Annotated in this window: 11 protein-coding genes; 5 read left to right on the top strand and 6 right to left on the bottom strand. The window is 41.1% G+C overall.

The genetic code is table 11. From position 1 onward, the window contains the following. Both priA and IQ244_RS27975 read left to right on the top strand, forming a co-directional pair. Positions 1-1,140 (top strand): replication restart helicase PriA (gene priA / locus IQ244_RS27980; RefSeq protein ID WP_193899965.1); only part of this gene is annotated, 1,140 nt, incomplete at its 5' end. A gap of 24 nt (positions 1,141-1,164) precedes the next feature. After that, positions 1,165-2,463 (top strand): FAD-dependent oxidoreductase, encoded by a 1,299-nt coding sequence (locus tag IQ244_RS27975; RefSeq protein ID WP_193899964.1) that lies wholly within the window; start codon positions 1,165-1,167, stop codon positions 2,461-2,463. 273 nt (positions 2,464-2,736) lie between these two features. Here IQ244_RS27975 and serS read toward each other — a convergent pair whose 3' ends face one another. From serS to IQ244_RS27945, 6 genes are all read right to left on the bottom strand, one after another. Beyond that, entirely contained in the window at positions 2,737-4,017 is a 1,281-nt protein-coding gene (gene serS / locus IQ244_RS27970; RefSeq protein WP_193899963.1) for a serine--tRNA ligase, read from the bottom strand. A gap of 297 nt (positions 4,018-4,314) precedes the next feature. Beyond that, positions 4,315-5,604 carry a Glu/Leu/Phe/Val family dehydrogenase gene (locus IQ244_RS27965; RefSeq protein ID WP_193899962.1) on the bottom strand — a complete coding sequence of 430 codons (1,290 nt, stop codon included), beginning with the start codon at positions 5,602-5,604 and terminating at the stop codon, positions 4,315-4,317. A 179-nt stretch (positions 5,605-5,783) separates the two neighbouring features. Continuing rightward, a complete protein-coding gene (locus tag IQ244_RS27960) occupies positions 5,784-7,289 on the bottom strand; it encodes a carotenoid oxygenase family protein (RefSeq protein WP_193899961.1) in 1,506 nt (501 codons plus the stop codon). Between the two features lie 91 nt (positions 7,290-7,380). Further along, entirely contained in the window at positions 7,381-8,778 is a 1,398-nt protein-coding gene (locus tag IQ244_RS27955) for a folate/biopterin family MFS transporter (RefSeq protein ID WP_193899960.1), read from the bottom strand. A gap of 80 nt (positions 8,779-8,858) precedes the next feature. Then, positions 8,859-11,090 carry a CHASE2 domain-containing protein gene (locus IQ244_RS27950; protein ID WP_193899959.1) on the bottom strand — a complete coding sequence of 744 codons (2,232 nt, stop codon included), beginning with the start codon at positions 11,088-11,090 and terminating at the stop codon, positions 8,859-8,861. A 69-nt stretch (positions 11,091-11,159) separates the two neighbouring features. Then, positions 11,160-11,933 (bottom strand): DUF928 domain-containing protein, encoded by a 774-nt coding sequence (locus tag IQ244_RS27945; protein WP_193899958.1) that lies wholly within the window; start codon positions 11,931-11,933, stop codon positions 11,160-11,162. A 270-nt stretch (positions 11,934-12,203) separates the two neighbouring features. Between IQ244_RS27945 and IQ244_RS27940 the strand changes: the two genes are divergently transcribed. The 3 genes from IQ244_RS27940 (at position 12,204) to IQ244_RS27930 (ending at position 17,102) form a co-directional block, all read left to right on the top strand. After that, complete coding sequence (locus IQ244_RS27940) at positions 12,204-13,229, top strand: Gfo/Idh/MocA family protein (RefSeq protein WP_193899957.1); 1,026 nt, start codon at positions 12,204-12,206, stop codon at positions 13,227-13,229. Positions 13,230-13,524: 295 nt separating this feature from the next. After that, entirely contained in the window at positions 13,525-14,010 is a 486-nt protein-coding gene (locus IQ244_RS27935; RefSeq protein WP_193899956.1) for an NADAR family protein, read from the top strand. 332 nt (positions 14,011-14,342) lie between these two features. Continuing rightward, positions 14,343-17,102, top strand: coding sequence for a GAF domain-containing protein (locus IQ244_RS27930; RefSeq protein WP_193899955.1), 2,760 nt, complete (start codon positions 14,343-14,345; stop codon positions 17,100-17,102). Positions 17,103-17,209 lie beyond the last annotated feature (107 nt).

The raw sequence follows: 17,209 nt of genomic DNA, 5'->3' as shown, positions 1-17,209 counted from the left end.
GGGCAGGGGGGCAGGGGAGAAAATTTACAGCAAATTTCCCCTATACCCTCACTTACTCATTACTTATCATTACCAGAACGCATCAACTCGCGCCCTTTACCACCAGTTGAGGTGGTAGATATGCGGCTGGAATTGCAGCAGGGAAATCGGTCAATATTTAGTCGCAGTTTGCAAGAAGCTTTAGGACAACTGCAAGAAAAGGGACAACAGGGAATTTTATTTATTCACCGTCGGGGACATAGTACCTTTGTGTCTTGCCGCAATTGTGGCTATGTTTTGGAGTGTCCCCATTGTGATGTGTCGTTAGCTTATCACCATGCAGAAGAGGGAGCGCCCCAATTATTGCGGTGTCATTACTGTAATTATGGGCGATCGCATCCTCAATTCTGCCCTGATTGCAGTTCGCCTTATTTAAAGTTTTTTGGTAGTGGGACGCAACGCGTCACCCAAGAATTAGCTAAACAGTTTCCCCAATTGCGTTTCATCCGCTTTGATAGTGATACAACCCGCAATAAAGGCGCACACCGCACCTTGTTAACTCAGTTTGCTAACGGCGAAGCCGATTTATTAGTCGGGACGCAAATGTTAACCAAAGGTTTAGACTTACCCCAAGTTACACTGGTGGGAGTTGTCGCCGCTGATGGACTGCTGCATTTATCAGACTACCGCGCCAGCGAACGGGCATTTCAAACCCTCACCCAAGTAGCCGGACGCGCCGGGAGAGGCGATGATCCTGGGAGAGTGATTGTGCAAACCTACAGCCCAGAACATCAGGTAATTGAAGCAGTCCGTACCCACGATTATCAATCTTTTTGTCAAGCCGAATTAGCACAACGCCAAGACCTAGATTATCCGCCTTACGGCAGGTTAATTTTATTGCGTCTCAGCAGTCTTGACCCGATAAAAGTGCAGAATACAGCGCAAATCATTGCGACAGCCTTAAATAGTCACGAAGGCTTTGAAATCCTTGGCCCAGCACCAGCAAGTGTAATACGAGTAGCGAACCGTTACCGTTGGCAAATCTTGTTGAAATTTAGTCCAGATGAATTACCCCAGTTACCCAATTGGGAAGAAATCAGAGAATTATGTTGTGATGCCGTTAGCTTGACTATAGATGTTGATCCAGTGAATATATTATGAAGTTGGGTAGTTGTGAGTTGAATTATGGTGAAAAAAGTAGCGATCGTTGGTGCTGGCCCTAGCGGAGTTCTACTCGCTCACTACTTGCTACGCCGTCAAGAAAAATATCAAATCGATATTTTCGATAGTCGCAGTGACCCGCGCACCATTTCTTTCTCCAAGTCGCGCACCTTTTCTATTGTCCTTAGTCAAAGGGGAATAAATGCTTTAAAGCAAATTGAGGGACTAGCGGAAGCAGTTAAAGCCATCAGCTTAGAAACCAACGGAGCAGTACTGCACCAAAAGAATGGTAAAACGCGGGTATTTAGTAGAAAATACTCACAGTTGAGCCTTGACCGCACCAGCTTGGTGATTCAATTGTTAGAACAGTTGACTATCAAAGGCGGCAATCAAGTCAATCTTCACTTTAACCATCAATGTACACAAGTAGATTTTGCCGCCAAGCAAGTAAAGTTTAAACAACTGGATTCTGAAGCGGAAATCACCTTTGATTATGACTTATTAATAGGTGCAGATGGCGCACGTTCAGTAGTCAGAGAAAGTTTTCTCAAAACAGATAACTTTCAGTGTGAACAAAATTATGTTGTAAATGACTACAAATCGATTTTTCTACCACCCTTAGATCCCAAATTAGGCATCAATTGGCAACAAGGCAAAGTCAACTCTTGGCGGTTAGATAACGCTACAACCATTTTATTGGTGTATCAGATGGACAGTAGCTGGAGTGGTGTTATCCTCTTTCCTCACAAGGATAAAACAATTCCTGAACTAGCTACCAAACAAGAAGTATTAAACTATTTTCGCCATAATTTTCCAGAAATTGGGCAGATACTACCAGAATCAGAAGCCGAAGAATTTGCCCATCGGTCTGTATCCAGAGTGCTGACAGTGCGCTGTAACCGCTATCATCAAGGCGATAGCATTCTGTTGATTGGAGATGCGGCGCATGGAGTATCCCCCTCTCTCGGTCAAGGTTGTAACGCAGCATTAGAAGACGCAAATATTTTCAACCAAATTTTGGATGAATATTCTGATAATTTAGCCATTGTTGTGGAACAGTTTACGCTTCAACGTCAAGCAGATGGCATTGCAGTAGTAGAATTAAGTGATTATGCTTTTCCTGTCTCGAAAAAGTTATTTTTTGAGTTGTTATTCAGGAATAGCCTGAGTAAATATTTATCTCCAATCTTTCCTAAATTTTTCTTACCTTCATTATTTGAACTTGTTGCTGAAGGCAAACTTTCTTACTCGGAAATTTTCAATTTATATCAAAATTGGATAGCTAAAGTTAAAAAATCAAATCAAGAGATTTTATCAAAATAGAATTAAGTCCCGCCTCGGAATTAATTCCGAGTCTGATATCGCAAGTCATCTCAAGATGACTCAATAAGAAATATATATATTCCAGTCCACTTGAGTGGACTTTGGCTATTAGCCTGGGACTTTAGTTCTAGGCGGGATGTGGTTAAACATGAAAATTTTTGATTTGTGTGTACACAGCAGCCTTTTTTCAAAGGGGAGCATATTCTATACAGCTTGATAAAAAATTGTAGAGACATTACTTAAAACGTCTCTACTTATTCACCAAATATCTAATTACAACACCTTACGCCCTAAGAATGGTTGCAGCACTTCCGGTATCAAAATAGTCCCATCTGGTTGTTGATAATTTTCCAAAATCGCTGCCATTGTCCGCCCCACAGCCAAGCCGGAACCGTTGAGGGTATGGACAAATTGTGTGCCTTTTTTACCTGCTTCCTTAAAGCGAATATCCGCCCGTCGCGCTTGGAAATCAAAACAATTAGAACAACTGGAAATTTCTCGATACTTGCCAGAAGAGGGTAGCCATACTTCTAAATCATAGGTTTTAGTTGCGCCAAAACCTAAATCACCAGTACAGAGATTAATCACACGGTAAGGCAATTTTAAAGCCTGTAAAATTGCTTCGGCATTTCCTACTAATTTTTCCAATTCATCAAAAGAAGTGCTGGGATTTACAACTTTCACCAATTCAACTTTATTGAATTGATGCAACCGAATTAAACCCCGCATATCTCGCCCATAACTGCCAGCTTCTCGCCGGAAACAAGGAGTATAAGCACAGTGGTAAATTGGTAAATCTTCCGCAGCTAAAATTTCTCCACGGTAGAGGTTGGTAACAGGAACTTCGGCTGTAGGAATCAACCACAATTCATCATCAGCACACTTAAAACTTTCTTCAGCAAACTTTGGTAATTGACCTGTTCCTGTTAAAGAATCAGTATTTACCAATAAGGGTGGACTAACTTCTACATAGCCTGCTGCGGTTTGCGTCTTCAGCATAAAGTTAATTAATGCTCTTTCTAACGCTGCGCCAGCCCCGATTAAGTTGACAAAGCGACTTTGGGCAACTTTTACAGCACGCTCAAAGTTGAGAATGCCTAGTTTTTCGCCAATTTCCCAGTGCGGTAGAATGTTCGGGTTCTGAGGTAAGTACTCATCACCCCAACGTCGTACTTCTAAATTCTCTTCCTCACCTTTACCTACAGGTGTGGAGTCACTCGGTAAGTTGGGTAAAGCTAGTACAAGCTGGGTAATTTGAGCCTTCAGTTCTTTTTCTTTTGGTTCCAGTTCACTCAACTGAGCTTTAATGGAATTACCTTCATCACGCAAAGCTTGAATTTCTGGGTCTTGGGGATTAACACCAGATTTCATCTTCTGCCCAACAAGTTTACCAATTTCGTTACTCCGAGCTTGGAGTTGACTGCGGTTCATCTCCAATTCTCGTTGTTGCTTGTCTAACCCTAATATCGGCTGAATGTCATAATTACCGCTACGACTATTCAACCGTTCTTGCACTAATTGCGGATTTTCCCGTATTTGCTTGATATCCAGCACAGATTTTTCTCAGTTTTTAGCCTAGAATCTTCTTGATCAATACAGTTAACATACAAAAATTCAGCATATATGATTTTCGGCTGGCTGAAACTGGAAAAATCTGTCAAATATCAAATTTGCAAAGTTGTGGGTTGCTGATTCAAATCAAACAGGACTTACGCACAGGCTACGGAAAATCGAACTACAGAGACGCTGAGGTCACGGAGAAATGAGAGTTTGAGAGGTGTTTTGCGTAAGTCCTATCAAAATAAATTTTGTAGAGACGTTGCATAGCAACATCTCTACTTTGTCAGATTATCAAGGATAAAGACCGCGATCGCTTAATGCCTGTGCTACTCTTCCTACACCCAAGGTGTAAGCGGCTAATCGTAGAGGCACTTGTCGCATTTGAGACTGCTGAATAACTTGACGGTAAGCTTGCACCATCAACTGTTCCATTTCGCGGTTGACCCGTTCTTCATCCCAGAATAGGTAAGATAAACCTTGCACCCATTCCAGATAACTCACCACCACACCCCCAGCATTTGCCAAAATATCTGGTAGCACAGTCACACCCCGCGCTTCTAGAACTCGGTTGGCTTCCAGGGTTATAGGGCCGTTAGCGGCTTCGGCAATAATTTGCGCCTGTACTTGATCAACATTCTCCGCCGTAATTTGGTTTTCTAAAGCAGCCGGAATCAAGACATCGCAAGGTAAAGTGAGTAATTCAGCATTGCTAATGGCTCTCGTATGGGGAAAATTAATCAGATTGTGATGATTTTCGGCGGCGTAAGCTTTTAATGCGGGAATATCCAACCCATCAGCAGCATATACCCCACCTGTGGCTGTGGAAACAGCTATGACTTTCGCTCCGGCTTGGTGGAGTAATTCGGCTGCTGCACCACCAACATTACCAAAACCTTGAATAACAACTCGTAGTCCTTCTAGAGTTTTACCTTGGTCAGCTAAAGCTTCCCGCACAATAATCATCGTCCCGCGTCCGGTGGCTTTTTCCCTACCGAGAGAACCACCAACGGAAAGCGGTTTACCAGTCACAACCCCTGGTACAGCATGACCAACATTGACTGAATAAGTATCCATCATCCAAGCCATTTCACGGGCAGAAGTACCCATATCTGGCGCAGGTATATCTAGGGAAGGGCCGATATCTTTAATTAATTCACTGGTGTAGCGACGGGTAATGCGTTCTAATTCTCCCACACTATAATTTTCTGGGGCGATCGCAATTCCTCCCTTTGCACCACCATAAGGAATACCCAACAACGCACATTTCCAAGTCATCAACATTGCCAGTGCAGAAACTTCCCGCAGTGTCACCGCCGGATGATAACGAATTCCGCCTTTGTAGGGGCCTAAAATATCCGAGTGTTGTACCCGATGCCCTGCTAATACGCGTATTTCACCATTATCTAGTTTTATCGGAATGGAAACTGTCACCACTCGGCGCGGGTGGCTGAGAATTTCCAATACACCTTGGTCTAACCTTAATTCTTTGCCGGCAGCTTCTAAGTAGCTACAAGCTTGATCAAAAGGGCATATATGCGCTGGAGTAGCGGCTTCCAGCGGCATTGTCGGTGTGGCAATCATAAAAGTTTCTCCTAATCGCGGTATCTTTGCGAACTGGATACATAATATGCCTAGCTTATCCTCTATGCTCAAAAAAAGATTAATTTCTGTAGTTTTTGTTACAATTTTGTTTTTTGTTTAAAAAACCACAGTTGATGTGAACTGTGGTTGATAAACAGTGAAAAATCAATATCTATACATTAGGGATCAATTGGGCAAAATACCTCGGAAGTGAAATTACCATGAAATCCGTAGGGTATATGATGTTTTAGGTGTAGGCGAGCGATCGCACCTTTGGATAAATCACTGGCATCTAAAATCACCACATCTGAACGGTGATGGGCTGCATCATAAACTAAAGTGAGTATCCAGCCATCGTCTTCTTTTTCAGCACCAGGGCGTGGTACAAAAATTGGCTCACCCACAAAACCACGGGGTGCATCGCTCCAAAGTTGTTTTTCTCCCGTTTCTAAATCAAGTTTGAGAATTGCTTGTGGCGGTGCATTTCCCGTCTCTGCATGAGCTGCAGATATATATAAATACCTATAATAACGTCCAACTTGGTGGGGATTGACGCTAGGAAACTCACAACTTTTTTGTGTGATTAATTTCCGTTGCACCGTCTGACTATCGAGATTGAGGTGGAACCGCCAAATATTACCGGGGGGAAACTGCTCAAAATCAACTTGGCGAAAATCGCTTGCAGGCTCTAGCTCAGGAAAATTATCATAGCAAATCGTATCAATAAATACTTCTTTTTCCACCTCAAAAGCATTGGCGTGATGGAAAATAAAACCCGCCTGAGTTTCTAAAACTTGGATGTTTTGTTGTCCTGTTTGGGGATTGCGGGGAATAACTAAAATGCGAGTAGGCTTGTTGGGCTGAAACTTGATACTTTCTGCTGCACTGCTGATTCCCAAGCCGAACAATATGGGATTAAAGGTGACAGGATTTTGAAAGAAGATGTAGTAATTAGGGGTAATGACAAAATCGTGGATAAAGCAGAAACCAGGAATAATGTAGTCCTGATTTCTGAGAGCCTTACCTGTTTGGTCAAGTTCAAAAATACTAATTTTGGTGGATAGTCCTGGGTTGCTGGAAAAATTCACCAGACAAGGTGCGCCGCCATCTTGATAGCTGCTGGGGTCAATTCGGGGATGGGCGCTAAAGGGTTGACCTTCGGACAAAAAACCGTGGAAATATTCTTTCCCCAAGGTTTCTAGGGTGTAGGGGTCAAGAAGATAAGGTTCTTTCCCTTCCCACAGTGCTAAAAGTTTTTCTCCCCAATAGATAACGCTGGTGTTTGCAGGATTTTTGATTTTTAAGTCGAAGATATTCGCTAACCAGCCGCCGGGCTTTTGAGTTCCAAAAGCACCACGATAAAGAATTTTTCCCGCTTTTTGTTCTGCTAAATAGTCTTCAGTCTGAACAAAACGATTGCGGAAATGGGCGCGACCATCAGTAAAGGTGATGCGGCTAATCATTCCATCGCCATCAATGGGGTGATGAATGCGTTGTCCATTCACATCCAACAGTCCAGGGCCATTTCTAAACAGCGTACCTTGGAGTTCAGGCGGGATTTGTCCTTCTATGTCATCAATCCAATAGTCATATTCTTGGGTGATAGATTGATAGGCTCCCTGCCAATCTTCACGGGTGTAGGATTTTTGAATGGTTGGTGTTTGTTGGTTTGTTAAATTCTGCATGGTTTGGATTTATTTCGCGCAAAGGCGCAAAGAAAGACGCTAGGATGATTACTTTTGCAAGAAGTCTATTGCAGAATTGATTTAAATCACGTTATTCAATAACTTGTGATTCTGGTTCTGGGAGTATTAAAGTTGGTAAAAATGGTTCGCTTGGTAAGGTTTCGGTTTGGGTATCGTCTTTTGGTAGCCAACTCAGAAATGCTAGTGGTAATAAGGTGCTGAGATTTGTGATAATTACCAAAATCCACAGTGAGTCAAAGTTACTCTCGGTGATACCTAGCCAGTGCATGATAATGGCTCCAACTTCATAGGAAACCATACCTGCTAAGTTGAAGACTGACATTAATAAAGCGAATAAAGTTGCTTCTACTCCAGGTGGGCAAAGTCTAGCGGCTAATACCAAAACTGGCATATAGGCGATTTGTCCCATGACGGTGAGGATGAGGCTGTCTCCTAAACTAAACCAGCGGTCATCTATACCCAAACTACGGTTAATGTGAGTGACCAACAGCAGCATTGTCATGCCTAAAACTGCGGAAATCACCGTACTCCAACCAAAAATGATGCGGAAGGGGACGCTTTTCAAAAAGCGTTGAAAAATCCAAATGCCGCATAAAGAAGCGAGACTGGTTACTAGGCGGACTCGGCCTAAAAATTCTGGTTCAAAGTGGAGTTCGTTGGTGCTGAAGTAGAAAAAGGCAGATTCAGCGGTTGGGGTAGCTTGTAAAATGAAAACGAAGGCGGCTGGTAGCCAAATTGTCTTTTGGCTGACGGCTTGGCGTAGTTGTTTGAGTTGATGCTTAACACTCAGAGAGTTAGCGTTATCAGGATCGTTAGTATCTTTATTAACAGGAGACTCAGCAATTAACCAAGCGACTCCCGAAACAATTAAAGGAAAGGTAGCGGTAATTAAAAATATTGTGCGAGTAGTGAAATGCTCCAGCAGCATCCCGCTAAAATATGCTGTGACTAAACCTCCAAATGCAGTTGCACCCCAGCAGAGAGATTGTAGTGAACCTGCATCGGCTTGAGATTCAACTCTGGCTCGTTCTACAACTAGGGAATCAACTATGACATCACTAACGGCTACGGCTAGGGAACTGAGGGCGATCGCTGCGGTTGCTGCTAACCTACTATGAACGATTGTGGACATACTCACCCAAGCAATAGCTCCGAGTATGCCAGACAATATTAAGTAGGGACGGCGACGATAGCCAAAAATGGGTAAGCCATCGGACATAAAGCCAAATAATGGCTTAATCATCCAAGGTATGGCGACAACTCCCAACATTGCCGATACCTCAGCCGGACTCAGCAATAATTCATCTTTTAAGAAAAAGCTAACAGCTAAACGCGCCAGTCCTAAAATCCCTTGGACAAAATAGACGCTCAGAATAGCAATTAACTCGGCACTGGGTTCATGGCCGAAGAAGATTTTTTCTCTTACTGAGTCTTTGACCTTGGACAAGCCAGAGGAGTCAATGAGCATTTGATGAATATTTTTTAAGTTTTGTCTACTTTTCTATAATATCTATTTCTTATGAAGTCTGAAGTATGAAATTAGGTGTTTTAGGATTCTGGAGTTTGAATATTGACTATTGACTCTAGAACTGCGATCGCTTTGGGTGGCAATGATGTAAACCGAATTGTCACAATATGTTCGTCAATGTCAGATTTTTTCATCACCTTGGCGTAAATATCTTCTTCGGTGCTGAGTTCGGTATTGAGTAATTTAAGTTTGAGATTATTTAAGATTTCTAAGGAATTGAGCGATCGCATTTGGGCAACTTTTTCTGAAAGGCTAATCAATTCCCCGTTAAATGCTGTGCCAGATGCTTGTTTACCCTGTAGAACGGTATACTCTACTAAAACTGGCTGAGTTAGAGTCACCATTTCCCCATCGTCGTTGGGCAAGAACAAGTTATATTGACCACCAACACCGCAAACTTCGTAAATAGTAATCGGTTCTCTGATACCTTTCGGCTGGATTTGCATTTGGCTGCCAATGTGCAGTTTGATGTGGGCATCCTTGATGGTATTTTCGGAAATTAAAACTTGTCCACCTACAGTATAAGTTTCTACACGAGAAGCCAAATTAACATGGCTACCAATCACTGTATATTGAGCGCGTTTTTGGGAACCAATATTACCAGCAACCACCTCACCTGTATTAATTCCGATTCCCATTTCCAGGATGGGGAGATTCATTTTTTTATTGTGTTCATTGACTTGCTGCATTGCTAACTGCATCGCCACAGCACAAGCGATCGCTCTTTCGGAATCATCAGGACGGTTAATCGGCGCACCAAATATGACAAAGATACCATCACCCATAAATTCATTAATCGTACCTTTGTACTGATTAATGACTTCGGTCATCGTTCCCAAGTAAAAATTGAGAATTGTCACAACTTCTTCTGGTGACAATTGTTCCGACATGGCCGAGAATCCACGTAAATCAGAAAATAGCAGCGTAACTTTGCGGCGATCGCCACCAATTTTTAAGCCAGCAGGATTTTCGAGTAAATTAGAGACTACTTCGTCTGTGAGGTAGCGGCCAAAAGTTTTCCGCATACCCGTTGCACTTTCCGCAATGTATTGGGTAACGGCGATCGCGGAACCTGCTAAAGCCAAGAATGATGGTACAACTGGAATCCACCAACCAGCTAAAAAAGCGACGAAACTACTACCAACTAAAGTCCCACTGGTTAATACTACATTGATCGGCAAGCGGATTTTTTGATAACTATTGTGGCGTTGTATCCAACATAAAGTTGCACCTGCGATCGACCAACTCAAAATCCACAGATATTCTAAAGAGTCAGGAAAACTCTGAATTTGTTGACGGCCATCTATAGCTGCACTCAAAATTTGACTAATCAAATTTGCATGAATAGTTACACCAGCCATGCGTTCTGGTTCAGCAAAAACATTACTACTATATGGCGTATAAAATAAATCTTTTAAACTTTCAGCAGTTGCCCCAATTAGTACCACCTTATCCCGCATTAAATCTGGCGGAATGCGATTTTGTTGGACTTGTGTCAAAGAGATTTTTTGAAACTGTTGTATTCTTCCTCGATAGTTGAGCAGCACTTGATAACTACCAGCATTAGCTTGAATATAACTGCCATCATTAGCTTCAAAAGTTGGGAAAATACCTTTACCTAACTGCAAATAATTAGGGTTATTAGCTGATGGCTTGTCTGTAATACCTTCCGGTTTTAAATACAGCAAAGCCAACTTCAGTGCAAAGCTTGCGAGAACTTCGTCATTTTTTAAATTAACGTAAAGCAATCCTCTTCTAATTCTGCCATCCCCATCTATGGGCAAGTCATTTGATCCAATTTGACCGCGTTGCTTCAACACTGGAGACGCATTCACGGCAGAACTATCAGCAGTATCAGAAATTTTTTCCACCCCAATTATATTAGGCGTAGATGCAAATATTTTAACTAAAGCTTGATGACCAGGATTGACAGGTAAATCACGATAAATATCTAAACCGATCGCTCTAGGTTTTTGTTGGTTAATTTTCTCTAATACACTCGCTAAAGCTGCATCGGTCATCGGCCACTGCGTTTGCTGGCGGATATCTGCTTCATTAACTTCAACTATCACAATCCGGCTATCAACTGATTCTAATGGACGCATCTGAAAAAAATGATCTAATGCGGCTAATTCCACCAATTGCAGCCATCCTGTTAACCGCAGTCCAATTACTAAAGCTGTCACACTAGGAACAGCAAATAAAACACCACGCCATTGCCAAATTTGCGGTTTAAGCTTTGACCAAATCATAAATTTAAAAAAGTTAAAAGTTAAAAGGCAAAATAGGAATTTTAACTTTTGCCTTTTGTCTTTTGACTTCTACTCCCTACTCACTTTTTCACTGGTACAGCAGTCAATAAATTTTTCAGAAGCTAGTGGAGTCAGCTTCACTGATTTCAATAATGTCCACCAATTCATTCTGACTCGCAAATTTTTCGGATCAGTGCGGCGTAACTGCGCTGAAGTAGCCAATGCTTCATACCAAATTCCAGCTTCTGCATAAAGACTAGGTAACTTGTGAGGTTGCGCTTTTGCTAAATCTTCTGACAACGAGGCTTCTGCTTCCGTGCGTTCTACCCAACCATCTACCCAAGGATTTGTACTGGAATCTTGAGAATTGCAAACAATTGTCAAATACCAATGGTAAGTTTTACCAACTTTCAGTTCTGGTGCAGTATTAGGGAGTGTAAAACTAATAATTCCAGATTGATTTGGTAGTGTCAAAGTTGTTTCATATAGAGAGTTCTCATCTTTATCAGTTAAGAGAATAAACTTGGCTGTTTTGACTAAAGATTGGGGAACAAACCAAAAAAATGTCGGGCGTTCAGCTAATGTCAACCCTAATTTATTGGGAGGTAAGAAAGGAACAAGTTTTTTATTCCCTTTCAAACAAGCAGAACCACGAGTTGAGCCTCCTGCACTTGCAGGTGGGTCTCCTCTTTTTGGTGGCTTAAATGCTTGGCTAATTTGCCATACTTGTGATTTGGGGGAAGATTCAGCTTTTACCTGTGCTGTAAGACCAGAAATTGGCAGAACATATAAACACAGTATTGAAAAGACTGCAAAACTTACAGATGATTTAATCCATTTCATATTGATGATAGTGCCTTGGTTTTAGATTTACCAAAACTGATAAATTTTTACGTACGAGCCTGTTCCAGGAATTTAGTAAGACCTGGTATTCAGCAGTCAGCTAAATCTAAGTGTTCCCAAAAATAATCTCAGAATTTGCACTCACTAAAAAGTACTGAAAGCTGATGTATAAATAGGTGAACTCAATAGTAATTCAAACTTGGCATCTTTACTGTTGACGATCGCAGTTTTAGCGCTGACTATTGACTATTGACTTTTGACGATTAACCAATGATTAAAATCGCAGTTATTGGGGTTGGGCGTTGGGGCGTACATTTACTGCGGAATTTTTTAGCGCATCCCCAAGTTAATGTGGTGGCGGTGGTAGATCCCCATGCAGAAAGATTAACAGCCGTTAAGCAGCAATTTAATTTGGATGAAAGTGTATTATTAACAACTCAATGGCAAGATTTAAAGGAAATCCCAGATTTGACCGCAGTGGCGATCGCCACACCAGCCACTACTCACTATCCTTTAATTAAAGATGCTCTCCAGCAGGGATACCATGTTTTAGCCGAAAAGCCTTTAACTCTAGACCCCAAAGAATGTGAGGAACTTTGTCTATTAGCAGAGTTACAGCAGTTAATTTTGATGGTTGACCATACCTATTTATTTCACCCAGCGGTGACAGCCGGAAACGCAGTAATTAAGGCTAATAAATTAGGTGAATTACGTTATGGCTATGCTTCGCGCACCCATTTAGGGCCAGTCCGTCAAGATGTGGATGCACTATGGGACTTAGCGATTCATGATATTGCGATTTTTAACAACTGGTTGGGTCAAGTACCTGTAAAGGTACAAGCAACGGGAACAGTTTGGTTGCAAACAGCAGAAAACTCACCATCTGGTTTAGCTGATTTAGTCTGGGTAACGCTGACATATCCAAATAACTTTCAAGCATATATTCATCTGTGCTGGCTTAACTCAGATAAACAAAGGCGATTAGCCGTTGTCGGTAGTCTTGGTAGTTTGATTTTTGATGAAATGTCTCCTACTGCGCCGTTAACTTTATTACATGGTGAGTTTGAACGCCAGGAGAATCATTTTATCCCTGTAAATCAAAGCCGCGAAGTAGTGGAATTACAGCCAGGGGAACCATTACAACAAGTGTGCGATCGCTTTATTCAATCTATACTCCATCATCAGCCTCCCGTTGTATCATCGGGTTGGGTGGGTACAGAGTTAGTCAAAATTCTGGCGGCTTTAACCACATCTCTCAATCAAGGCGGACAACCTATTTTTTTAACAAGTATTTAATATCTTGGGACTACACCAGACTTACAGAGTACGAGGGAAAATCAACATTTTAGATGGGTGTAGGGGTAGAAGAGTAAGCAAAAACACATCTAAATTACATAACCAAGCGCAAAATTAGGCCTTTGTCATTAGTCATTTATATTTACAAAGGACAAATGACTAATGACAGCGCATCTACACACCCAACCTCAAAAATTAACTTGTATACATCAGTCATTTGTATTACTTCTGCGGGAATTGGTAAAGGCTGTAGGGTCTCAGCTACAGTGAATAATATATAAATATAAGTTTTCAAATGACCATTTACTTTTACAAAGTTTGGCAGCCTTACGGTTGTTTTTCTAACTTTTCTTCCCATCCCATCCACATCCACGGTACTTATTGGTCAACAGTTGAGCATTATTATCAAGCACAAAAGTTTGTCGGTAGCAAAGATGCCGGAATTATACCTGTGATTCATGCTGCTCCTACACCCGAAGAAGCCGCCGCTTTAGGGCGCTGTAATTCACGCACACTCCGTTTAGATTGGGATGTAGTCAAAACTCAAATTATGCATGAGGCTGTACTCAAAAAATTTCTTACCCATACGGATATTCGAGAAATTCTCCTGGCTACAGGTGATGAGATGATTATCGAGAATTCCCCCACTGATTATTTTTGGGGTTGTGGTACAGATAAAACTGGTAATAATCATCTTGGCAAAATTTTGATGAGTGTGCGCGAAGAAATTCGTCGATTACGCCTTTATTCAGTAATTACTAGTGATTGTCTCACAGAATAGCTACATATAAAAAGATAGCTATACTGACGAGGGGCATGATGACATTCCCTAAACCAAAAAAATTAGACATTACTTCATTAAATTTACGGAATAAATTCGCTAAAAAATCAAAAAATCATAAAGATATTTTAAAATCATAGAAAAATTTTAGACTTTGGTGATTTACATAATATTACCGAATATTACCGAATACATCATTTGGTAAGAAGTATAAAATTAATTGACAATTACTATTTTCTTTTAGTTATTAAAAGTCAAAGATAGAAATGGCGGCTCGGATTTGGCGAAACTTTTTAAGATAGTTTAAATATTTTTTATAGGTTTACCAGGCAATGGAATATACTGATAACCCAAGCGGTTCGCAGCCTGCTTTTGAGCAAGAAGGCTTATTGCACCGGATAATTAACCGGATTAGGCGATCGCTGGAACTGCCAGATATTTTAACAGCCACCGTTGCCGAAATGCGTTTGTTTTTGGCTACAGACCGAGTGATGGTGTATCGGTTTGAGGCTGATGGTAGTGGGGAAGTTATTGCTGAATCTATTCATGATGAGATTTTACCATCCCTACTAGGGTTGCATTTTCCGGCTACAGATATTCCCCCGGAAAGTAGAAAAATGCTTTTCTTGGGAAGGCAACGTTTAATTGTAGATGTAGCGAATGGCAAATTAGGGTTATCTTTGCCACAGCCAAACGACACCGAGGAACTCCTAGAAAGTGAAAATAGCTACTATCGACAAGTAGATCCTTGCCACATTCAATATCTCACAGCAATGGGGGTACAGTTTTCGCTAGTGGTGCCAATTTTACATAGCGAAGTGCAAGGGGAATCACTCAAACCTTCATTGTGGGGATTATTGGCTGTTCACCACAGTCAACCACGAGAGATTTTACCAGCAGAACTGACATTAGTGCAGCAAGTTGTTGATCAAGTAGCGATCGCTATTGCCCAAAGTAATCTCTATACTCAAACTCTGACAAGGCAAAAACGCGAAGAAACGATTAATCGCGTGACTACCCTACTACATCAATTACCAAAACTGGAATTACAGGCCGCTTTAGAAGAAACTATCACAGCTTTAGATGGAATAGGTGGCAGACTTTACATTGAACAAACAGCAGAAGTTTATACCTATGGAGATCAACCAAAAATCCCATTCGAGTTAGAAACTACCATCATTGAACAACATCCTGTTTGGCAAAAATGGATGGATGAATGCAAACAAGGTCATATTTGGGCGACGACGAACCTTTATCATGAAGCACATTTGCGTGTCTTAGCATTCGCATTTCGCTTAACCCAAATTCGGGGTATGTTAGTCATACCTCTGCACCAGCGACAAAAATTTATTGGAGTGTTGAGTATTTTTCGCCCAGAATTCAACACCGAAATATTGTGGGCTGGACGACGTAACCAAAATCCCCAACAACAGTCACCACAAATTTCCTTTGATGTCTGGCGAGAAGAAAGAAACGGACAAGCTGTTGCTTGGACAAATGAAGAAATTTCTTTAGCCCAGGCTTTGTCTTATAGCTTTTCTATTGCTATTCAGCAGCAACAAATGTACCAAGAAGTACAGATGTTGAATGCTAACTTAGAACTGCGTGTAAAAGAGCAAACCACAGAACTAGAAAAATCATTATTATTTACTAAGGTCATCAAACAAGTTTCCGAGCAAATTCGCCGTTCATTAGACTTAAAAACTACCTTACAAACTATCGTTTATGAAGTGCGTTCGCTGCTGAAGTCTGATAGAGTCCTAATTTATCAAAGAATTGGTGAATCTGAGGGTGAAGTCATTGTTGAAGAAATCAATGGTAATTGGTTATCAACTTTGGGAATTAAAACACCAGAAGGCTGTCTCCCTGATGAATCTGCTCGTTTTCTTTCTCAGGGTCAAGTTAAACCAATTAATAATGTCTCTACATATTCTTTAAGTGCTTGTCACCAAGAATTTTTACAGAGTCTGCAAGTCCAAGCTAACTTAACAGTGCCGATAAATATAGGGTTACAACTTTGGGGTTTACTAATTGTGCATCAGTGTGATGCTCCCAGAGATTGGCAAGATACAGAAATTAATTTAATCCAACAGTTAGCAGATCAAGCTGCGATCGCTATTCAGCAAGCTCAACTTTATGAACAAAGTTGTATAGCGGAAACTGAAGCTAGAGCTAAAGCTACACAATTAGAACAAGCTTTATTAGAACTTCAAGCAGCACAAACCCAATTAATTCAAACGGAAAAAATGTCCAGCTTGGGACAGTTAGTTGCAGGTGTCGCCCACGAAATTAATAACCCAGTTAACTTTATCTACGGTAACTTACACTATACAAATAACTATACTCAAGACCTGTTAAAAATCATTCAGCTTTACCAATTACACTATCCTCAACCGCATGATGAAATTAGAGCTAAAGCCAAGGATATCGAGTTAGAATTCTTAGCCGAAGATTTACCAAAAATGATTTCTTCCATGCAAGTAGGAGCCGATCGCATCCGATCAATTGTCTTATCTTTACGGAATTTTTCCCGCTTAGATGAGGCAGAGAATAAGCCAGTTGATTTACATGAAGGTATAGATAATACTTTATTAATTTTGCAACATCGCCTGAAGTCAAATGTATATTTTACTGGTATTGAGATAATCAAAGATTATGGTGATTTACCATTAATAGAATGTTATGCAGGACAAATAAATCAAGTCTTTATGAACATTCTCACCAATGCTATTGATGCTTTGGAAGATCAAGGTAACTTAGAACAGAGAAAATCTCAGCTTCCTAAGCCTAAGATTTGGATTTCTACGAGATTAGCTACAGACACATCACGCGTATTAATTCGCATCGCTGATAATGGAAAAGGTATGACAGAAGACGTGAGAAGGCGGATTTTTGATCCGTTTTTTACCACCAAATCTGTGGGTAAGGGTACAGGGTTAGGACTAGCAATTAGTTACCAGATTATTGTAGATAAACATGGTGGCATGATGGACTGTATCTCCGAGCTAGGTAAAGGTACAGAATTTTGGATGGAGATTCCGATTAAATTGTTACGTCAAGTTAATGCTGGAGAAAAACAGGGGGGGCTGTAAACTGTTTTTCATTGCTTGTTTTGAGTGGTGAAAACCACTTTACATCCCTAGCTAGAAGAGACAACAGTCGGAAATAATCATAACTAGTAGATGCTTAGGTGTTGTTG

The sequence above is a fragment of the Nostoc sp. LEGE 06077 genome, assembly GCF_015207705.1.
Lineage (GTDB): Bacteria > Cyanobacteriota > Cyanobacteriia > Cyanobacteriales > Nostocaceae > Nostoc_B.
This window is presented reverse-complemented; position numbering and strand designations above follow the sequence as displayed.